The sequence below is a fragment of the Rhodopseudomonas rhenobacensis genome, from assembly GCF_014203125.1.
Classification (GTDB): domain Bacteria; phylum Pseudomonadota; class Alphaproteobacteria; order Rhizobiales; family Xanthobacteraceae; genus Rhodopseudomonas_A; species Rhodopseudomonas_A rhenobacensis.
The window spans coordinates 317,426-337,108 of record NZ_JACHIH010000002.1 but is presented as its reverse complement, the minus strand read 5'-3'; the positions used below and the strand labels follow the sequence as shown (position 1 = coordinate 337,108).

Below are 19,683 nucleotides of genomic sequence, written 5' to 3'. Positions count from 1 at the left end.
AGGCGAACTCTGGCGAGGACTAGCCGCACTCAGTGGAGGCTTGGATCGACGAATGGGGTACCCAGCCTGTAGAGACGAGAGAACGTCCTGGCGTAGCCCAGCTCCGGTGAGATCACCCACAGCGACGAGGTGTAACTATGCTTGTCATCGCTGATGATAGGATGGCCGTTCACAATGCCCGTCAGGCACAAATCGAGACGCTGTGCCATTTCCCAGTTGTTCAGGACCGGAGCTTTGGCAATCCTCGCAGGGCTGGGATGGTCTCCGCGCCTGATACGCTCCAGGTCTTCCGACAGACGACGCAGGCGGTCGATATCCGATCGAAGCTCGGGAACGGGAATGCGGCCAGTGACCATGTACGACATGACGTGCTCCATTGCATCTGGACGCACTGCGTACGCCCGGTGAAAATAGACGGGGAGGGGGAAGGATCAGCCGCGGAAGCGGAAGATTGCGGTGTCGGGCTCGATGCCAGCGTCGTCGAGTTCGATTTCGATGAAGCGTTGCAGGGCCAGCGCAGCGGTGATTGCTATGGCGTCGTGCCCGCTGCTGATGGTTTGCAGGCAGCTTGACAGAGGTGAGGAGCCGCTTTCCTCGAGCAAGGTGATGATGATGCGAACGCGACCCCCTAAGGAAATTCGATAGGCCGCATATTGGAGAAGGTCACGGGCGTGATCGAGCCGGATATCGCCACGCAGATCGGCTTCTTGATACGTCTCGTAGTGGTAGCCGAGCACTTGAGCGGCTTCGCGGACCCATTCCGGAGGCGTCCGTTTCCCCAAGACAGGAACGGCATCAACGAGACGGGTCCCAATTGCCCGGTTTACTGCAAAATCCGGAAAGTGGTGCCGATCGCGTCGGCTCAGGACCATCGGCAAGCAGGTCCCTGAAATCACCGACGGATCGATCTCGAGCAGGCAGCCGACATCGCGCGCCACCTGTATCCGGAACATCGGAAGGCAGACGCAGCGAACGGTGTTCTTCGGCGGGAAGAAGAGGGCGGAGGCCATGTCGCGGATGCTCGCCAGCATCTTCGCGACGGAGTCCTGCTGATCATCGGAACGCTGTGGTTTGGACATGAATACGCTAGTCCCAAAGCGGATTGGGCGGCATCTGCCCGTGGACCGGCGGTCCCATGCTCCAGCGTTGAAACGCTCCGATGCAACCCCGTCCTCCCGGAACAAGGGTGCATTGGCGCAAGCCGACGCGGCAGCGCCCAGCCGATGTTCCGGCAACACTCCGAGGGAGCCCAGGGGAGGAAGCGTGACGATCAGAGGTCATCGGCGTCCTCCGTCAGCATGGTCATGCACCTGTCGGCGCGAACGGCCACCGCTGCTGCAAACGCGCGGCAGCGCTCGATCAGTTGCGGATCCCGCCAGATGGGACGTTCATCCAGGAGGGCGGTCAGAGAGGCTGCGTCAAGAAAGGGGACGTCGACAACGATGTCCGCCGGCTCACCCGGAATGAGATCGCGCTCCGGATCGCAATCGCGCAGCATGCCGCCTAGCAATGCCATCTGGCGGACTCGCTCGCTTTCCGGAGCAATGGTCGCCAGCAGCGTTGCCACCGGGGTGTTCCGGTAACGCTGTGTGTCGCGAATATAGCTGATGCTGCGGACGGCCCAATCGATCTCGGGCACCGACGCCCGAGCCGGCACAAGGATCACCGCGGCATCGCGGATCGCCGCTGCATTCAGGGCGCGCTCGTGGCAGCAAAGGTCCACCACGACGTCCCCATCACTGCCGATCTCCGCCGTCGCTCTCTCCATCAAGGCCATCGTGAATCGAGCGTCAGCGCCGTGAATCGTCGTCACTAGGCCGGCAGTTAGATCAGCCGGAAGTTGATAGGGTGCCGGCAGCATTAAATCGCAGCAAGGCAGTGGCAGTGTCGTCTCGATCGGGTCGATCGTCGAGACAGAGCCCTCGTAGGTCTGCCGCACAAGCATCGTCGGGTGGGCTTGAAGGTGCAGTCCGTAAGCCAGGAGCGCCGCGGTCAAGGTGCGGCCCGAGCCCCCATTGAATCCGCCAACAAGATAAATTCGCAACACCATCAGAGTATCCTCACGCCGCACGACGGTTAGGAACGCTCGCGCGCATCGTCGCTGCGTCGGGGGTGGCGTCATACGCGGCGCGGAGCTTCGTCGTTGCCCGCGAGAGGCGGGAGTACACCGTGCCAAGTTGTACGCCGAGCCGTTCTGCAATTTCCTCCAGGGGCAGTCCCTCGATCCGTGCCAGCCGAATGATTTCCTGGTCCGCCACGGACAAAGTGCGCAGCGCAACCATTACATCCTCAACTTCGAGCGTTAGTTCCTGCGTTGCGGCGACGGGAAACTCGATCATTTCGGCCTCGTCACTGCTCGCCGTCTCCGTTAGCGATCGCGACGTCGGATTGCGGCGCTGGCGTCGACGCGCGTTGCGAATGTGGTTGTGTAGGATCGCAATCAGCCATCCAGAAAGGCCGTAATCTTCGAAGCGGTCCGCATTCTGTAAGGCAGTGACCAGCGTATCCTGGACAAAATCTTCGGGCGATCCGATGTCGGTCCGCTTGCCGATCAGAAGCGCCGCATGCCGCAGCAATTCAGGGCGCATGGCGATGACGCGGTCCACGAATTGGTCGGCGAGCTTGTAAGACATCGATTGTTCCTCTCGTGACGAGGGCAACCTGGCAGGATCCGTCCGGCTTGTCTAGGATCTTTGTCCTATTTTGTGGACTGGAGCTCTGTTCTTCTGAACTGGTCCTCAATCTTGGCCTGTCGCCGTATTCCTTGCTCTTGCTCGCGCTAATAACCCGACCTCGCCAGCGGCTGTTTCACCGACAGGATCGTGAAATTTCCAGGTGCCGGCGTGACGAAGCCTGTACTGCGTTGCTGCCCTTGCGGCTGCAGTGAGTTTGGGCGATTCACGCGTCAACGGCGTTTGAAGATGTAATGGGGGGAATCACGCTCGTTGAGATTGCCCAATGGTGTGCTGCGTCAAGTGCCGTTTGAGCTGAAAGCCCCATCCATCGGCGCAGCGCTCGATGAGCTGATCGATCCGGTGGCGGGTGGCATCGCGATCGAAGCCTTGTTCGACCAGGCCGTTCGTCACCGTCTCGCACCACGCGGCAAGCTTGCGTTCCTGGCCATCCTTCAGCCCCTCGCTGATCAGGAGATACAGCGCCAGGCGCGCGACATCGTCCCGGGTCGGTTTCCGAAGCGCCTTCTGCTGCTCGCGGTAGGCGCGCTGGTAGTCTGCCTGATGAATGCGGCGTGTTCTGGTCGATCTACTCATCTCAACTCCTCACGATTTGCGGTGCCGGTGGTCGTGCCCCTTTCTCCAGACGCACTTCCAGCCTTTCCAGTCTGAACCATGGCGTTGCAAGGGACAAATCTCGCCGGTGAACGCCCCTGCGGCCGAGCACGATCAATGCAATTGCTTTCGGAGGTCAGCGGCGCCTCGCATGATGGAATTCAAACGTGACAAGCTGCTTTTGCAGCAATGCCTCGGCGGTCGATTCATAAAGTCAGCGGTCCTGACTTGCGATCTATCTCTACGAATGGCGCAAGTCCCCGCCAAGGACCCAGGCCTCTGCAAAAGGCGCTTCATCATAGCAAGTCGCGAACACAGCTCATGAATCAAAAACATCGAGATCTGCAACGCGATCTTCGATTCTAGTAACGCCAACTTCGAGTTTTTGAATCGGAAATCTCGAACTTTGAATCGAAAATGCGCAACTGCTTACGCGTTGCCGGGGCCTGCAAACGGTGTCCTTGCAACCGCGTCTAGGTTGTCGACGGCGCATGCTGATGTGCAGAAAGCGGAAGCAGTGCTGAGGCGGCTGCACTGCCGGTTTTCCATTCACTCTCGTCCGTTCGGGTGGTCGAACTTAGCGATCGGTCAACGCCGTTGACAGTTGCAACGCCAGCTTCGGCAATTGAATCGAAAGCCTAGAAGTTCGAATCGTCGTCCATTGAAATTGAATCAGGGATCTCGAGATCTGAATCGGGATACCGCAACTGTTGGCGCGTTGCGGGTAACTGATCTTACGCGGTTCATGCCGGTTGAAGGAGCCGCAGAGTCCAATTCAATTCAGATGTGCAACTCATCCTGATGACGAGTGACGCGTTAGCTCAAGGGATGGTCACCAATGTGGTTAGTATTGGTACCTCTAACGTCGTTTTATGTTGTAACGCCGTTTTCGAACTTTGAATCGGAAATCTTGAAGTTCGAATCGCGTGCATTGAACTTTGCAACGGAAGTCTTGAGATTCGAAACGTTTGTTTCGAGGCTTGAATCGGAATTGCGCAACTGCTTTCGAGTTGCTCACGACGCACAATCTGTAGGAGGCGCGTTATTCGTTGTGTTTGATCGAGCGGCGAGACGCTCTAAAGGCGTGGTCGGGTTCCCTCGTGTGGGCCGAGAGGCTTGGGCTCCTCGGCGTTTTCGAGGAGAGGGAGCCCACCTACGATTGGCAGTGGACCGCGCAGCTCAGGCTCGAATGGCCTTGGAGGCCGTCGAGCAATCCCGTTTGATCGTTCGAGATTGAGGGGCAGGTCTTAAGCGGCATCGTTGAATGACGAGCAGAGCCGGTGCCGACCTTTCGCGGGCTAGAAGACTGTCCTGCACCTCAACGGGGCTAGCAAGGGCGTCCCTCGGGCGCAGAATTCGAAGGGGACTTCTGACGGAAGCGATCGAACAGTCCCAACACCTCGTCCGCGTAGAATAGGCGGTTGCGTTTCACGTCTTGTGGCACCGTCAGCAGACCTTCATCCGCCAATGTTCGTGCCGCGCCATTCGCCGCGGCGAAACTGACACCGAGGTCATTCTGGGCATCGTTGATGGTGAACACGGGCCTGATCATCGCGTACGCAATCATCCGGTGCACGACGCTATCGGAACGGACCCTTGCGAAGCGCGCTCTCCAATCCTTCTCGATCGATTGCAGCCGATCGAGACGGTTTATGTTGGCTGATGCCGTCGTGCGGATGAATGCAAGCATCTGCCTTGAATAGTTAGCCGTCTTGCCGGTGATGCGGGCGTCCTTGAGGACGCCGATGTAGAGGCCCTTGTTCTCGTGAACGGCTTCGCCCAAGAACGTGCAGGCGGTGCTCGTCTGGCCTTTGCGCCTCATCAGGATCGGGACAAGGAGGCGCCCGATGCGCCCGTTGCCGTCGGTCATTGGGTGGATGTGCTCGAACATCCAGTGAGAGAGAACCTGTCGTAGAAGTTCTGGCGTCGCCGGTGCCGTCGCGAGCGTGAAGTCGCGCCATTCACGGAGCGCTGTTTGGATGGAGGCCGGGCTGGTGTAACCGAACATCCCGCCAGGAAAGTCGGGATCACCCGTGTAGTTCGGAAGTGCCTTGAAATGCCCGGCACCGCCGGCAAGCATCCTGTTGCGGTGGTTTTCGAAAAGGCGCCGGTGGAGGAGGAGCACGAGGTCTTCCGGCGTCGTCCAGGCGAGGTCCTCGTTCAAGCCATCGGCACAGGCGGCGACGATGGTGGCGTCATCGACATCCGGCGCCGTTCGCAACGCGCTCTCGTACTCGAGAAGGTCGGTGAAGGTGGTGGTCGATCCCTCCGCCCCAGAGGAATGGACGGCATCGAGCCGCGCGAAAAGCCGACCGACAGCGCTGTGCCGGTCCCATTCCGTGAGACGCCGGTCAAACTCTCTGACCGCGGCATTCGCTGCTTCCAGGACGTCGTGGACGTCCTCCAGAGGCGGGAAGGGAGGCATGGCCGGTCGAAATAGCCGGCGGCCGTGTTCGTCCAGTTCGTAGATCCCCAAATCCATAACGGCAACCGACTTATTTTAGGTTTATAGGCTATCCTATAATAATCGCCATTATCATTATTGGATAGAGGAGGCGGCCTATGATTCCGAGAGCAAGCGGCACGTCGCTGCGGAGTCGGCCTCCGAGCGGGCCGTCTGCAACAAAAAAGTTGTTGCAGCATTGTTGCAGGTTGAAACGCACTTTCGCTTTATGGTTGCAAAAAATGCGTTCGCCCGTCAACAGATTTTGCCAAATACAATCAAAGGTTTGTGGCGGAAGGGGTGGGATTCGAACCCACGGTACCCTTGCGGGCACGCCGGTTTTCAAGACCGGTTCCTTAAACCACTCGGACACCCTTCCATCCAATTGAAATTGTTTAGCTATTGTTGCGAAGCAGAATGGCAAAAATGGCCGTTTGCTACCGCTTTGCTACCCAATGCCTTTGGTTCGCTTGTTTATGGCGTCACGCAGCGCATCGTCAACCCGCACCACAGCGTCGGCCTGCATTCCGGGCAGAACATGGGAATACAGGTCCAGCGTGATTCCCACCTTGGAGTGACCTAGGCGCTCGCTGGCGATCTTCGGATGAACGCCGCTTGCCAGCATATGGGTGGCGTGAGCGTGCCGCAGGTCATGGAACCTGATGCGGGGCAGGGCAGTTTGGCCGAGCAGGCGTACCCATTCATGGGTGATGCTCGTCGGCTTCAACGGGTGGGCGTCCGCTTGTGCAACCACAAAGGAGTCATCGGATAGGCGGACGCCGAGCCTTAAAAGCTCTTGGGCCTGCCGTGCGCGGTGCGCCTTCAATTCATCGATCATTGTTGACGACAGCGCCACAGTGCGCGCCCTGCCGCTCTTGGGTTCCTTGTAGCGGACGCCGTCTTTGGTTTCCTCGGCACTCTCGACAACCGCGATCTGACCGGCTGTGACATCGACGTTGCGCCAACGCAGGGCGGCTATTTCGCCGCGGCGCAGTCCGCATAGCACCGCCAGCAGGGCGGGCACCAACATCCGCGTGTTGCGCAGGGCGTCTATGAGCTCGGCCGTCTGCGGCAAATCAAACGTATGCATCGAGACCCGCTCGACCTTGGGAGGGTCGACGGCATCGCAGGGATTCCGATTGAGCAGTTCCCATTTCACAGCCTGCCCAAGAGCCTGTTTAAGAACCCGGTGCATGTGATGCACGGTGCGAGGCGAAAGACCGCCCTTGCCGTCCCGGCGCCCGCTGGCGAGGGCGGTTGAGTAGGATGCTGCGATCTGCGCAGGCCGCAGTTTGCTCAAGACGATACCACCGAGCAGCGGCGCGATGTTCTTGCGTGCCAGGTCGGCGTAGCGTTCATGGGACCGGGGAGAGACGTGCGCCTTGATGTGGTGGATCCAGCGATCCAGGAACGCCGCAAGCGTCGTCTTGTCCGGCTCTAGGTAGGTGCCGCCCTTCATCGCCGAGATCAGGCGCGCGCACTCGACTTGTGCCTGCCGTTTGGTGCCGGTGAAGCTATGCCATTTGCGGCGACGCTTACCAGACGCTGGATCCGGCGCGTCAAGAATGATGGCCCAATGGCCGGGCGAGCGTTCGCGGATCGAACCTTTCATGACTGCCCCTCCGGCTTACTGACAGCGGCGTGTCGGCGCACCATTTCGTCAAATTCTTCGTCGGTCGGTGGATCTACTTCTCCGTCCGCGGACGCTTTGAAGCCAACTTTCAAACTACCTTTTACATCCCTAGAAATCGTGAGCGTCTGGTTTAGTCCGGAATCGGCAAAGGCTCGGATTGCCGGTGTGACTTCCCGCAGCAAGCCTGCCATCTGTGGACCGTAGGCGAGTGTCAGAACTTCGGTGAGCAGATCCTGCTTTTCGAATGATCGCTCTATGCGGCGGATGATCTCCGCATTCATCGAATCCCCTGACTCGTCAGCCGCCTTTTCCAACCGACGGCGTAGCCGTTCGGAAAATCTCAGTTTCAATTGAACGATGTCTGATGGCTTTTTCATCCTATGTTCCTGTTGGTGGCGTTTCGTCCACACAGGACTAGCAAAAATTGAGTGGGGTCACAAGTGCCCCCATTGACTAAACAGGCCAACACCGTAGATATAAGCCGTGGGGTCTGAGTTGGCCCCACTCAAGGAAAGGCTAGTCTATGGCAGAGACCGCGACTTCCAACGCAGATGATCGTCTTGTTTACGAGGTTCCGGAGGCCGGAGCGTTGCTTGGTCTGAGCCGCAACGGTTCATACGAAGCGGCTAAGAGGGGCGACATCCCCACAATCCGAATTGGAAAGCTGCTTCGGGTGCCGAAGCACGCACTGCACGCTTTGCTTGCTCGGGCCGGCGCGGCCGAGTAGGCGGCCGGGCCGATGAGCATGAACTACGGCATCGTTCGACCATCGTTCTGGACCGGCGCGACAGGGCGCGCCCTGCGGCAGGACGTCGATGCGCAGGTGGTGGCGATGTACCTGATGACGTCGCCGCACGCGAACATCATCGGCGTGTTTCGATGCCCCGTCGAGTTCATCAAGATCGAGACTGGAAGGACCATCGAAGGGGCTTCGAAGGGGCTTACCAAGCTCTGCGAACTCGATTTCTGCACCGTCGACCCGGAGACCGAAACGGTGTGGGTGCATGAAATGGCCCGGTACCAGATCGGGGACGCTCTGAAGGGTGGCGACAAGCGTATCAAGCACGTCGCCAGGTTCTTCAACGAAATCGAAAATCCCCATATTAAGCGGGCGTTTTTTGAAAAGTACGGCTCCGCTTATCACCTGCAGGAACCGCCGATTTCGGAGCCGACAGCAAGCCCCTTCAAAGGGGCATCGAAGGGGGATCGAAGCCCCATCGAAGCCACTGTCACTGTCACTGACACAGTCACTTCCGTTCCTTCGGAACGGGCGCCGGTGGCGCCGCCTGACCCGGAAAAGGAACTGTTCGATCGAGGCAAGCAGGTTCTCGGCAAGAGTGCTGGTGGTCAGATCGTCAAACTGAAAAACGCCAAGGGCGGCAACGTCGCGTTGGCCCGCGCCGCAATCGAGCAGGCGTCGACGAAACAAAATCCCGCCGAATACATCGCGGCGGTGATTCGCGGTGGCGTGGGTCCGCCTGCGTTCGGCGAACGGCAGACCAACGGATTTGTCGCAGTCATGGAAGAACGATCGAGGGAACAGCAGCATGGGCAATCAGGTTTCGGCAGCATCATCGACGTCACTCCAAATCAGCCCAGCGGATCGGGCGGCCCTGGCACTCGCCCGCAACTCCTTGGTCGGGGATGAACTTGCGCAACCGCTTCCTGTCGATCTGCGGCAGCGCTTGAACCTGTTTCTAGTCGCCACCGACGATCGCACTAAGCCGGCCACCGCGCATCAGATTGAGACCGAGATCGCAGTCCTGATGATGGCGTTCTACTCGGCACGGACTACGTCGAAGTCCGAAGCGGCAGCGATGATGCGGGTCTACAGCGAGGTGCTGATTGATCTGCCACTCTGGGCGATTCGGGACGGCTTCGCGAAAATCAAGGCTGGCGAGGTCGAAGGCGCCAGCCTGGATTTTCCACCTGCAGCGCCGCGGCTACGCCAGGTGGTTGTTGAGACGATGCAGTCTCTGCTGATGGACCGTCACAACATCCGCAAGCTGCTGGTGGCTCCCGTGGCACCGCCGGAAAATCCAGAAATGGCTGACCGCGTGAGCCGTGTAATTCGTGAAGGCTACCAGAAGCTGTCGGCCCATCTGCACGAATACAACGATTTGGAGCGGAGACCAGATGTTCCGGCGGGATCGGAGCGCAGAGCACCGACGTTCGATCAGCTTCGGGAGATCTACAAAACCAGAAGCCTGCCCGGTGCTAACCGCGAGGTAACATCAGCATGACGGACGATCATGTCTATCCGGACGCTCCCGGCTTCAAGGCGCTCGGGCCGTCTCAAGACGCCGCGGTGGCGATCGCGCCCCGTGCGCCTCGCATCCGCGCCGTGGTGTTTGAGGAGATCGCGAAGCATCCGGCCGGTGTTACCGCCGACGAGATCGCGGCCGCGCTCGGCATGTCGGTGCTGACCGTTCGCCCCCGGGTTTCAGAATTGCGCCGGCTTGGCGAGATCAGCGCAACCGGCGACCGCCGTTGCAACGCCAGCGGCATGACCGCCAGCACCTGGCGGGTGGCGCCGCCACTTCCCCGCGACCCCGGCCTGAAAGGTGGCGCATGATCAGCGGCAAGTCATGCACCCGCAACGGCCAATTTCGAACGGTGTCCCGCAGATGACGGGCGGCGCGATGAAAGTTTGGTCTGACGCCGATATGTATGCGACCGCGGATGCGATCGCGACGCTGGGCGAGGGCAATCTTCTGCATCTGCTGAAGCCGCCCCTGATTGGGCTGCAAACGCTGCTCGGTCGGGCGAGTCGCAATGCTGACTTGATGCGTCGCATCCGGCTTGCCAAGAGCGTCCGCAAGCAGCGTCTGTCAGAGCAAGCTGATGATCGATACGCCGCGGCGCTTATCGACGTGTTGCCGTTGATCCGCAGCGGCGCGACGGTGGCGGATGCCTGCCGAAATAATCCGCACTCTCCCGATCCCACCGTCATTTTTGGGCTTCTGAAAAAGCGCCCCGAACTGAAGCTGAAGCTCGATCAGGCCGTTGCAGATCGGGAAGCCATGAAAGTCGCAAATCGGCTCCCGCCGCTGAGCGATGACCAGATCGAACGCATCATGGCAGCCGTGAGCAATGGAGCTTTGATCAAGGAAGCGTTCGCTGCCACGTCGAACCGATCAAGTTCTGAGTTGCGCGTCTTCCTGCGATCCCGCCCGGATCTCAAGGCGCGATTGAACACGGCGGTAGCTGAGCGGGAGGCGAGCAATCGGGCGCGCGGCCGGCAGGCGGTTGTCGAAAAGCGCACCTGGTCCGATGCCGATTACGACGCGGCGCTCGATGCTATTCGCAATCACCGGGGCCGCTCCATCCATGACGTCTTGGGCAACAATCTGCCGACCTACAATGGAATCTGGGATCGTTCCCGCCGCAGCGTCGGATTTGCCGAGCGCTTCCGCGATGCGATCGGCGAGCAGATGGCATGGCGTCGAACCACATATGCAAAGCAGCCAAAGCGAATCTACCAACAAGAGACGTTGCGTCGCGGGCTCAATGAAAACGAGCTTTATCGAGAGGCGAGCAAGCTGTTCCACCGCGGGATGGATCCCGACTTGCGCGACGATTTGATCTCGAACGTCGTGACCGCGGTTTTGGCTGGTGAGTTACCTCGCGACGAACTGGCTGTCCGCGGCGCTGCGGTCGGCTGGCATCATCATCGGAAATTGAATGGCCGGCAAATGGATACGCTGGACCGGCCGGCTTACGACAACGCGAAAATATCGCTTCTCGACACAATTACGGGCGATCAGTGGTCATTCGAGGGGGCGATATGAGTTACGTCGGGCAAATGGTCCGCGCGGGCGGCGGCGCGCCGATGAAGGTCGTGGATATTTCCAACGACATCGCCGAGTGCGTGTGGATCGATGGAAACGGCGTGATCCGGCGGCGCTTCCATGAGATCGACCACCTCACGCCGTTCTGGATGTCGCTCGGGCCGAAGAGCCTTTGGCCGGATATGTCGCAAATCGACCTGATCGAAATCGAGAAAGAGGAGCGGGCGGCCGCGGCGCAGAAGAAGGCGCAGCGCGACGCTGCAAAGAAAGCGAAGAAGTCGAACAAGCTCAAGCGCAAGGTGTCGGCATGAACGGGGAAAACGGGTGGGTCAACCCTACGGTTATGGTCACCGACAAGTCGTGGCGCGATCAGAAGCTTTGGGGCGCCAAAGCCATTGCAGATTTTGCCGAGGTCAGCGTTGATACTGTGTATCGGTGGGAGCAGCTGCCAGACTGTCCGGTCAGCAAGCCGGGTGGGCGTTACTTCGCGCTCCGCACGGCCTTGTCGCGGTGGATGTTGAGCAAGGCTGCAAGGTCTTGCGAGAATGTGCCAGATATCTCCCGATCATGCGGGGTAGACCGTTCCGGTGGTTCGGCCGCATAGACTGATAATGCGGTTATGGCCAAGGCGAGCACTTGAGACCAAGGCGTCGCTGGCAAATCCGGATCCCGAGTTGCTCAGCATCTTCGGGGCAGGTTTGCCGGGCGCGATTACGCGCGCTCAGGCCCTCGACGTTCCGGTGGTCAGCACCGCGATCCGGACGCTCAGCGAAGCCGCGGCGACGCTCAGTATCAAGGTTGTCCGGGTCAACGACGATGGCACCGAAACCGACGACGCCAAGCATCCCGTCGCCAAGCTGCTGCAGGATCAGGTCAACGATTGGACCAGCGCCTTCGAACTGGTCCGCGACCTAGTGGTGCAGGCGCTGACCTGCGACGCGGGCGGCATTGCCTGGATCAACCGCGTGGACGGCAGGCCGCACGAAATCATCCTGTACCAGCCGGGCAAGATTTCTGTTTCTTATGCCGACACTGGCGAGCCGAGCTATCGTATCGATAGCCGTCCGCTGGACGCTGCCGACGTCATCCATTTGCGGTCACCGTTCAGCCGATGCCCGCTGACCATGGCGATGCGCGCAATCTCGGTGGCGTGGCATTTGGAAAACCACGCGCTCAACCTCTTCAAAAAGGGCGCCCGGCCGGGCGGTGTCATCAAGTTCAAGAAAACCCTTGGCGACGAGGGGCTGAAGAAGATGAAGGCCGGCTGGCGCGCGGCGTTCTCCGGTTCGGACAATTCCGGCGAGACGGCCGTTCTGTGGGACGATGCAGATTTCCAGCAGCTGACGCTCAACAGCACCGACAGCCAATTTCTCGAAAACAGGAAATTCCAAATCCTGGAGATCTGCCGGGCTTTTCGCATCCCGCCGGGCATGGCCTATGAGCTGGACCGCGTCACCTACAACAATGGGGAGCAACAGGGGCAGGAGTTCCTAAGCTACAGCCTGGAGCCGTGGTTGCACGCGCTGGAAAACTGTTTCCGCCGGGCGCTGTTCTCCACAGACGAACGGGCTTCGTATCGCGTCGTTTTCGACCGTGACGACCTGACCCGCGCCAGCCTGACCGAGCGCGCCGCGGCGATCAACAGCTTGCGGGCGTCGAAGGTGCTCAACGCCAACGAGGGCCGGTCATGGATCGGGCTGCAGCCCTACGATGGCGGCGACGTCTACGAGAACACCAACATCAGCACCGACACCCCGGCGGCGGACGGTTCGAACCAGCGCGCGGACAAGACCCCACCGAAACAGAAACTGCAGGCGGCAGCATGAGCAACGCTCTGGATCGGGCATATTTCACGACCAAGATCATTGCCGACGATGCCGGCGTGGTCTCCTGTCTTGCGTGGCCCTATGGCAAGCCTGACCGTGTCGGCGACGTGATCGAGAAGGGCGCGTTCGGAGACATCGATCTGCCGCTGCCGATGCTGGCCTTCCACGACATGAAAAGCCCGATCGGCGCGTGGAGCCAGGCCACCGACAAGGCGGACGGCCTGCATCTCTCCGGCAAGATCCTCGTCGGAAAGGTCGCCATGGCAACCGAATGCCATGAGCTGGTCATGTCCGGTGGCATCCGCGCCGTCTCTGTCGGCTTCATCACCAAGAAAGCGAAACCCCGCAAGGGCGGTGGCCGCACCATCAGCGAAGCCGAGTTGATCGAGTGCAGCATGGTCCCGGTGGGAATGCATCCCGGCGCGCGCCTTACCAGCGCGAAGTCGGTCATCGAGGCGCTGGCAATCGCCCAGGCCATCAACCGCGCCACGGCGGCGCTCACGGCAGGAACATCGAAATGAAGAACGTTGCTAAGAACACGCTGCTTGGCAGCGTTGCTCTCGATCTCACCATCAAGGAAGGTGATGAATCCGATCCGGCCTCGATCATCACCAAGGCGCTGGGCGACTTTTCGACCGAGTTCGAAAAGAAGTTCGACGATCGGTTCAAGGCGTTGGAAACCAAGGCGCCGGCTACCGATCCGAAGCTGACCGAGCGGCTGGACAAGATCGAGGCCAAGGTCAACCGCCCCGGCGCCACGGACAAGACCAAGGACGAACAGGCCGAATCCGAAAAGAAGGCCTTCCATTCGTATTTGCGCCAGGGCGATCGGGCCGACCCGGTCGAACTCAAGACCCTGATCGTCTCCAGCGATCCGCAGGGCGGCTATCTGGCGCCGACCGAATTGTCGACCGAGTTCATCCGCGACTTGGTCGAATATTCGCCGATCCGCGGCCTCGCCACGGTGCGTAGCACCACGTCGCCGGCTGTGGCGTATCCGAAGCGCATCGGCACCACGAACGGCAAGTGGAAGGGCGAGCTCCAGGCGCAGGAGGGTTCGGAGCCGAGCTTCGGTCAGGTCGAGATCCCGGTTCGCGAGATCAACACCTTCGTCGACATCTCGAACCAGCTGCTCGCGGACAGTGCGGGCGTTGCCGAGGCTGAAGTTCGCATGGCGCTCTCCGAAGACTTCGGACAGAAGGAAGGCTCCGCCTTCGTCAAGGGCTCCGGACCGCTGATGCCCGAGGGCTTGCTGACCAACGGCGACGTCGTTTCTGTCCCGACCGGCAGCGCGGCGACGCTCGGCACCGCCCCCGCCGACCTGCTGATCAACGTGTTCTACTCGCTGCAGGCCGCCTATCGGCAGCGCGGCACCTGGTTGATGGCCGGATCGACGCTCGCCGCGATCCGCAAGCTGAAGGATGGCCAGGGCAACTTCCTGTGGCAGCCATCGCTGCAGCTTGGGCAGCCGGAAAGCATCTTGGGCCGTCCGGTGGTCGAAGTCCCGGACATGGATGCCATCGGCGCCGGGGCAACGCCTATTGCTTTTGGCGATATCGCGACCTCTTACAGGATCATCGATCGCCTGGCGCTCAGCATCCTGGTCAATCCCTACCTGCTCGCCACCAACGGCATCACCCGCATTCACGCCACCCGGCGCGTCGGCGGCGCGGTCATTCGGCCCGCGGCGCTCAAGAAGATCACCTGCGCCGTTAGCTAGAAGGAACAGCACCATGCGCGATCTTGCTTCAAACATCGGCGTCGTCCTGGCGCTGTCTCCCGCGGTGCAGGCCGCGACCATCAAGGGCAACGCGGTCGATCTGCAGGACTATGAAGGCGCGGCCCTGGTTCTCAACAGCGGCGCGATCGTCGGCGCCGGCAGCTTCGCCGCTAAGCTGCAGGCATCCGACACCACCGCGGACGGCGACTTCACCGACGTTCCGGCCGATCTGCTGGTCGGGGTGTTGCCGGCGGCGCTGGCGGCCGATGCCACGGTCAAGCAAAGCTACATCGGACATAAGCGCTATGTCCGGGTGGTGGTGACCAAGAACAGCGGCACGTCCGTCGCGGTCGGCGCGGTGTTCGTGCTGGGCAACGCCCGCAATCGTCCGGTGGCTTGATCCATGGTGAGCAAGCTTTCCGAGTTCTCGACGAACACCAGCAGCTTCGGCGCCAAGGGGTTGGCTATCGCCAAGTCTGACAGCGCGGATATTGCTGGTGGTCCGGTCAAAGCGATCACCGTCACCGCTGCGGGGAGCCTGTCCTTCATCCCGCCCGGCAACGCCGACAACGATCCGATCAGCTATGCCGACGTGCCGGTTGGCTTCATCCCGCCCTACCAAGTTCGTCGGGTGAAGAGCACCGGCACCACCGCCACCGTGCGGACAATCGAGGACTAGCAACCATGCCGATGCGCGCGCCATCCATCCGTGGTTGCTGCGGGCGTCGGCTTCCGTCTGATGTGCTGTGCCCATGTCAGGCCAAGCGCGCAGCCGAGCGCAAGGCCAAGCACGATGCGGTCAGGCCCTCCGCTTCCGCCCGCGGCTATGACGGGAAGTGGCGGACCGAAAGCCGCGCATTCATCGCCGAGCATCCGCGGTGCACGCGCGTTGTGGATGGCAAGCCATGCGGCAAGCCGGCCACGCTGGTGCATCACATCGTTCGGCACGGTGGCGACATGAAACTGTTTTGGTCCCGATCCAATTGGGCGCCACGCTGCACCGAATGCCACAGCAGCGCCGAACAGTCAGGCGAGGCGCGGCAGGCCGGGGGGTGGTCGACGTCTTCGCGGAATCGCCAGGGACCGGCGCATTCTCAGTCCCGCAAGAGATCCCCGAATTGAGGTTTTTTAGATGGCGATCGTCACCCTGGAAGAGGTCAAGGCCCAGCTGAATCAGACGCTGGACGTCGACGACGAACTGATCGAGCGCAAGATCTGCGCCGCGCAGTGCCATATCGAACAGTTGCTCGGCTTCAAGATCTCCGATCAGTACACGCCGACGAAGATTCCGGCGCCGCTGAAGGAATGCGTCTGCCAGCTGGCGGCACATTGGTACGAAAACCGCGAGGCGGTGCTGGTGGGCGTCACTGCGCAGTCGCTGCCGATCGGCGTGTCCGACATTGTGAACGAATACCGAAACTGGAGCTGGGCGGGCTGAGCCATGCGTTCCGGCAACCTCGACAGTGTGATTGAGATCCAGCGTTTCACCGTCACGGGTGATGACGGCATGGGCAATGAAATCCAGGAATGGGTGACACTCGCCACGCTGCGCGCTCAGCTGATCCAGGCCGGCACCGAGGAGTTCATTCGCAACTACGGCACCAGCCAGGACACCGTCATCGTGTTTCGGTCGCGCTACCTGGCGGGCGTCACCAACGTCGATCGCGTGGTCTATGACGGCCTCGTTTACGACATCAAGGAGACCAAGGAGATCGGCCGCGCGCGGGGCCTGGAGATCAGGACGATTTCGCAAGGGCAGGTGGCCTGATGCGCGGCACGAAACCGACGCTGGTGGTCGACAACGGCACGGTGCTGCGGGACATCAAGGCGCCGTCGTGGATGTCGAAGGACGCCAAGGCCGAATGGCGGCGCGTGTTCCCGGTCATCCGCAAGCGTCGCATTTTGACGGTTGCCGATCTTGGTTCGCTCGAGAATTATTGCGTGGCGCTCGGCACCGTCCGGGAGATGGAACGCACGCTGCAAGCCGAAGGCCATGTGTTCTCCGCCGAGTCCGGTCCGAAGCGACACCCGGCTGTTGCTATCCAATCAGACGCTATGACGCGTGCGCTGCGCCTTGCCTCAGAGCTCGGTCTCACACCTGTCAGCCGATCGCGGCCGGCAGTGCGGAAAGATGATGATGACGAAGACGTATCCCCGTTGGATTTTTGACGGCAGCGAAATCGCTGATCCGCTCGGTCACGGTGAAAGAGCCGTGCAGTTCTTGCGCGCGCTACGTCATCCCAAGAGTACGCTGCCGAAGCGAGCCTTTCGGCTGGATGAATGGCAGGAGCGCATCATCCGCCGCATCTATGGACCCCGCAATGAAGACGGCACCCGCGTCGTCAAGACAGTTGTATTGGTAATTGCTCGCGGTAATCGCAAGACGTCATTGGCCGGCGCGCTGTCGCTGCTGCACACCATCGGCCCGGAGCGGGTGCCGGGCGGCGAAAACATCCTCGCGGCATCCGACCGCAAACAGGCCGGCTATGGCTTCCGCGAGGCCGCCGGCATCGTGCGGGAAGACAAGCGCCTGGTCGCGGCGACGCGGATTTACGACGCGCACAATTCGGTGAAAACCATCCACTTCATCCGGGACGGTTCGTTCCTCGAGGCGATCAGCGGCGACGCTGGCACGCAGCACGGCCGAACGCCAGCCTTCGTGTTTGCCGACGAATTGCACATCTGGAAAAACGCCGAACTCTGGAAAGCACTGAAGTCGGCGATGGTGAAGTCGCAGGGCTCGCTGTTGGTGGTGGCGACGACCAGTGGCCGCGGCCAAGAGAATATCGCCTTCGAGATCGTCGATCGCGCGCGCAAAGTCGCAAGCGGCGAGATTATTGACCCGACCATGCTGCCGATCTTGTTCGAAACCCCGGCGGACGCCGACTGGAAGGATGAATCGCTTTGGTACGCGGCGAACCCCGGTTTGTCGCTCGGCTACCAGGACATTGAGGGTCTGCGCCAGCTGGCGCGTGAGGGCGAAACCAGCATCACCGCCCGCGAAACGTTCCGGCAGTACAATCTGAACGTCTGGCTGGATCACAGCACCGACCCGTTCATCGACATGGCGATCTATGACCGGGGCGGCGGCGTGCTGCCGGACGGCCTGGACGGCCTGCCGTGCTGGATCGGCGTCGACATGTCGACCACCACCGACTTAACCGCGGTGGTGGCGTGCATCCGCAAGGATGACGATTTCGTGGTGCTGCCGCATTTCTTCTGCCCCGGCGACAACCTGCGGGCGCGCGCCGATCGTGATGGCGTGCCCTATCCGGCCTGGGCAGAGCAGGGGTTTCTCACGCCGACACCGGGCAACGTGATTGACTACAGCGCCGTTGAGGCCTGCATTCGTGGCCTCAATGAGCGGTTCGACGTGCGGGAGATCGGCTTCGATCCAGCCTATGCGCAGGCGGTGATGGGGCCGCTGACCGATGATGGCCTGCCGACCGCGACAATCCGGCAGGGATGGGTGACGCAATCACCGGCGCTGAACGAGCTGGAGCGCGTCATTCTTGCCGGCAAGCTCCTGCACGGTGGCCACCCGGTGCTGCGGTGGTGCTTCGACAACGTGGCCATCCACACCGACAGTGCGGGAAACAGAACTATGCACAAAGGCAAATCGCGCGATCGCATCGACGGCGCGGTGGCGACATGGATGGTAGTTTCGCGCGCTGCGGCTTCGGAGACGCGGTCGTTCTACGATTCCGATGCCTTCACCGAGGATATGGCGAGCTTCTAGGGGGCGGGTTGCGCGTTCATGTATTGAAGGCGAGAGAAATGCGATTTGCAACGTGGACATTGAAAGGCGTGTAAGACCTTCACTGGGCGTATCTGCACTTCCTCCAGTAAGCAGTTCGGACAGAAGGGTAGCCCGCCGGTTGGCTTGCCCTCTACCGCCTCGTAGCTAAATCCGTGTACCTCTATCATCGGCTTGGCCAGGGCAGTGCGTTTCTTCAGTTCGGCTATCTCACGGTCCTTTTCATGGATTTCCTGCTGGGCATCCGCCAGCGCCATCTTTACCTCGGCGAGGTTGACATAGAGGGACGCGATCTTTGCCCTGAGTTCGCCCTCGCCGAGGCTTCGGTCAACATCGTTCAACTGTTTGACGATGTTCAGAGCGGCAGCCGCCGAAGCCAATGCGCCCGCGATATCCATTCTGTCCTCCTGTGTGCCCGGCTTGAGAAGAGATCGCTGGTCACCGTCGATTAGTAGAGATTAAATTTTTGCGCCTTGAATATGAGAGATCTCTCGAATCGACACGCTAACCAAAGTAATGATCAGAAACCAAACAGCCAAAGTGAAGAGAGCTGCGATTGCCAAGGCAAGCGCGTTCCAGAGTTTGGAACGCTTCGCTCTTTGAGGGAAGGGGTTAACGATCCAATCGTGCGCATAGCTTGCTGCAGAGAAGCACACCGCCCCAAGGCTGATGTTACTGATTAGAGTGACTGCCCAATTGTCCGCACGTTCGGCAAAGATGCCAAGTAGCGCAACAACGCCGATATTGCGGACCAGTTCGAGCCACCATTTGCAGAGCGATCGCATCCGTTGCGATACGGAGCGGTCAGAGGACTCTACGAACCAGTCCTTGAAATAGACTTTGTCCTCTGGTGTTGACATCATCAATATCTGATCGTCACGCTTCCGGGCGCGTCATCCTCACGGTCACGGTAGTGGACCGTGATTGCTGATAGAAGGCCATCGGAAATCACGGACTGTATCGAGTCAACATGAATGCGTGGCTCATAGGTCGAGAGCGCCTTTTTTGCTGCGGCCTCGATGGCGTCGGAGTCGTAGCCACGACGGGGTTTTCCGGATTCTTCCAAAACCTCGAATCCAACGTCTCTCCGCATAACTCTCGTTCCCAGCGGTGTGGTCAAAAGAACTCCGATCGACTGAATAATGTGCTGAGTGCGATCGATGACTTTTCCGGTGTTGCTGTCGATGCCAACCATGTCGGGACTCACTTATCCTTGAAGATGAATT

At 60.4% G+C, this 19,683-nt stretch carries 26 protein-coding genes and 1 tRNA gene; 15 read left to right on the top strand and 12 right to left on the bottom strand.

Features of this window, described 5'->3' with window-relative positions:
* Positions 1-29: 29 nt before the first annotated feature.
* The 9 genes from HNR60_RS03445 to HNR60_RS03405 all read right to left on the bottom strand — a co-directional run bounded on the left by HNR60_RS03445 (position 30) and on the right by HNR60_RS03405 (position 7,740).
* The gene (locus tag HNR60_RS03445) at positions 30-365 is read right to left on the bottom strand and encodes a DUF6634 family protein (RefSeq protein ID WP_246432790.1); all 336 of its coding nucleotides are present in this window, start codon (positions 363-365) and stop codon (positions 30-32) included.
* Between the two features lie 66 nt (positions 366-431).
* The gene (locus tag HNR60_RS03440) at positions 432-1,079 is read right to left on the bottom strand and encodes a hypothetical protein (protein WP_184254280.1); all 648 of its coding nucleotides are present in this window, start codon (positions 1,077-1,079) and stop codon (positions 432-434) included.
* Positions 1,080-1,270: 191 nt separating this feature from the next.
* Positions 1,271-2,050 (bottom strand): hypothetical protein, encoded by a 780-nt coding sequence (locus tag HNR60_RS03435; RefSeq protein WP_184254278.1) that lies wholly within the window; start codon positions 2,048-2,050, stop codon positions 1,271-1,273.
* 10 nt (positions 2,051-2,060) lie between these two features.
* A complete protein-coding gene (locus tag HNR60_RS03430; protein ID WP_184254276.1) occupies positions 2,061-2,633 on the bottom strand; it encodes an RNA polymerase sigma factor in 573 nt (190 codons plus the stop codon).
* A gap of 303 nt (positions 2,634-2,936) precedes the next feature.
* Positions 2,937-3,269, bottom strand: coding sequence for a hypothetical protein (locus tag HNR60_RS03425; protein WP_184254274.1), 333 nt, complete (start codon positions 3,267-3,269; stop codon positions 2,937-2,939).
* A 1,345-nt stretch (positions 3,270-4,614) separates the two neighbouring features.
* Positions 4,615-5,769 carry a Fic family protein gene (locus HNR60_RS03420; RefSeq protein WP_184254272.1) on the bottom strand — a complete coding sequence of 385 codons (1,155 nt, stop codon included), beginning with the start codon at positions 5,767-5,769 and terminating at the stop codon, positions 4,615-4,617.
* A 250-nt stretch (positions 5,770-6,019) separates the two neighbouring features.
* Positions 6,020-6,109 (bottom strand) — tRNA-Ser (locus HNR60_RS03415).
* A gap of 69 nt (positions 6,110-6,178) precedes the next feature.
* The gene (locus HNR60_RS03410) at positions 6,179-7,342 is read right to left on the bottom strand and encodes a site-specific integrase (protein ID WP_184254270.1); all 1,164 of its coding nucleotides are present in this window, start codon (positions 7,340-7,342) and stop codon (positions 6,179-6,181) included.
* Positions 7,339-7,740, bottom strand: coding sequence for an Arc family DNA-binding protein (locus HNR60_RS03405; RefSeq protein ID WP_184254268.1), 402 nt, complete (start codon positions 7,738-7,740; stop codon positions 7,339-7,341). Before HNR60_RS03405 ends, HNR60_RS03410 begins: the two co-directional genes overlap by 4 nt.
* A gap of 146 nt (positions 7,741-7,886) precedes the next feature.
* On the opposite strand from HNR60_RS03405, the gene HNR60_RS03400 reads away from it, so the two are divergent.
* From HNR60_RS03400 to HNR60_RS03330, 15 genes are all read left to right on the top strand, one after another.
* Positions 7,887-8,090: a helix-turn-helix domain-containing protein gene (locus tag HNR60_RS03400; RefSeq protein ID WP_184254266.1), complete on the top strand. Its 204-nt coding sequence runs from the start codon at positions 7,887-7,889 to the stop codon at positions 8,088-8,090.
* A gap of 12 nt (positions 8,091-8,102) precedes the next feature.
* Positions 8,103-9,011: a hypothetical protein gene (locus HNR60_RS03395; protein ID WP_184254264.1), complete on the top strand. Its 909-nt coding sequence runs from the start codon at positions 8,103-8,105 to the stop codon at positions 9,009-9,011.
* On the top strand, positions 8,911-9,606 hold the full coding sequence (locus HNR60_RS03390; protein ID WP_184254262.1) for a hypothetical protein: 696 nt from the start codon (positions 8,911-8,913) through the stop codon (positions 9,604-9,606). Before HNR60_RS03395 ends, HNR60_RS03390 begins: the two co-directional genes overlap by 101 nt.
* On the top strand, positions 9,603-9,938 hold the full coding sequence (locus HNR60_RS03385; protein WP_184254260.1) for an HTH domain-containing protein: 336 nt from the start codon (positions 9,603-9,605) through the stop codon (positions 9,936-9,938). Before HNR60_RS03390 ends, HNR60_RS03385 begins: the two co-directional genes overlap by 4 nt.
* Positions 9,939-9,990: 52 nt before the next feature.
* Positions 9,991-11,154 (top strand): hypothetical protein, encoded by a 1,164-nt coding sequence (locus HNR60_RS03380; RefSeq protein ID WP_184254258.1) that lies wholly within the window; start codon positions 9,991-9,993, stop codon positions 11,152-11,154.
* Positions 11,151-11,465, top strand: coding sequence for a hypothetical protein (locus tag HNR60_RS03375; RefSeq protein ID WP_184254256.1), 315 nt, complete (start codon positions 11,151-11,153; stop codon positions 11,463-11,465). Before HNR60_RS03380 ends, HNR60_RS03375 begins: the two co-directional genes overlap by 4 nt.
* A 363-nt stretch (positions 11,466-11,828) precedes the next feature.
* Positions 11,829-12,980, top strand: coding sequence for a phage portal protein (locus tag HNR60_RS03370; protein ID WP_246432789.1), 1,152 nt, complete (start codon positions 11,829-11,831; stop codon positions 12,978-12,980).
* Complete coding sequence (locus HNR60_RS03365; RefSeq protein ID WP_210313196.1) at positions 12,977-13,501, top strand: HK97 family phage prohead protease; 525 nt, start codon at positions 12,977-12,979, stop codon at positions 13,499-13,501. Before HNR60_RS03370 ends, HNR60_RS03365 begins: the two co-directional genes overlap by 4 nt.
* Positions 13,498-14,700: a phage major capsid protein gene (locus HNR60_RS03360; protein WP_184254252.1), complete on the top strand. Its 1,203-nt coding sequence runs from the start codon at positions 13,498-13,500 to the stop codon at positions 14,698-14,700. The genes HNR60_RS03365 and HNR60_RS03360 overlap by 4 nt, the downstream gene beginning before the upstream one ends.
* Positions 14,701-14,713: 13 nt before the next feature.
* Positions 14,714-15,100, top strand: coding sequence for a hypothetical protein (locus tag HNR60_RS03355; RefSeq protein ID WP_184254250.1), 387 nt, complete (start codon positions 14,714-14,716; stop codon positions 15,098-15,100).
* A 3-nt stretch (positions 15,101-15,103) separates the two neighbouring features.
* Positions 15,104-15,379 carry a spike base protein, RCAP_Rcc01079 family gene (locus tag HNR60_RS03350; protein ID WP_184254248.1) on the top strand — a complete coding sequence of 92 codons (276 nt, stop codon included), beginning with the start codon at positions 15,104-15,106 and terminating at the stop codon, positions 15,377-15,379.
* Between the two features lie 453 nt (positions 15,380-15,832).
* Complete coding sequence (locus tag HNR60_RS03345; RefSeq protein ID WP_184254246.1) at positions 15,833-16,138, top strand: head-tail connector protein; 306 nt, start codon at positions 15,833-15,835, stop codon at positions 16,136-16,138.
* 3 nt (positions 16,139-16,141) lie between these two features.
* Positions 16,142-16,468 (top strand): phage head closure protein, encoded by a 327-nt coding sequence (locus tag HNR60_RS03340; RefSeq protein WP_184254244.1) that lies wholly within the window; start codon positions 16,142-16,144, stop codon positions 16,466-16,468.
* Positions 16,468-16,869 (top strand): phage terminase small subunit P27 family, encoded by a 402-nt coding sequence (locus HNR60_RS03335; RefSeq protein ID WP_184254242.1) that lies wholly within the window; start codon positions 16,468-16,470, stop codon positions 16,867-16,869. Before HNR60_RS03340 ends, HNR60_RS03335 begins: the two co-directional genes overlap by 1 nt.
* Entirely contained in the window at positions 16,835-18,439 is a 1,605-nt protein-coding gene (locus HNR60_RS03330; RefSeq protein WP_184254240.1) for a terminase large subunit, read from the top strand. The genes HNR60_RS03335 and HNR60_RS03330 overlap by 35 nt, the downstream gene beginning before the upstream one ends.
* Here the strand turns inward: HNR60_RS03330 and HNR60_RS03325 are convergent.
* From HNR60_RS03325 to HNR60_RS03315, 3 genes are read right to left on the bottom strand one after another with little or no spacing between them, the layout of a single operon-like run.
* Positions 18,436-18,855 (bottom strand): hypothetical protein, encoded by a 420-nt coding sequence (locus tag HNR60_RS03325; protein ID WP_184254238.1) that lies wholly within the window; start codon positions 18,853-18,855, stop codon positions 18,436-18,438. The two genes, HNR60_RS03330 and HNR60_RS03325, sit on opposite strands and share 4 nt — an antisense overlap.
* A gap of 60 nt (positions 18,856-18,915) precedes the next feature.
* Positions 18,916-19,323, bottom strand: a complete 408-nt coding sequence (locus HNR60_RS03320; protein ID WP_210313194.1) for a hypothetical protein — start codon at positions 19,321-19,323, stop codon at positions 18,916-18,918.
* Complete coding sequence (locus HNR60_RS03315; RefSeq protein ID WP_184254235.1) at positions 19,320-19,652, bottom strand: GPW/gp25 family protein; 333 nt, start codon at positions 19,650-19,652, stop codon at positions 19,320-19,322. Before HNR60_RS03315 ends, HNR60_RS03320 begins: the two co-directional genes overlap by 4 nt.
* Positions 19,653-19,683 lie beyond the last annotated feature (31 nt).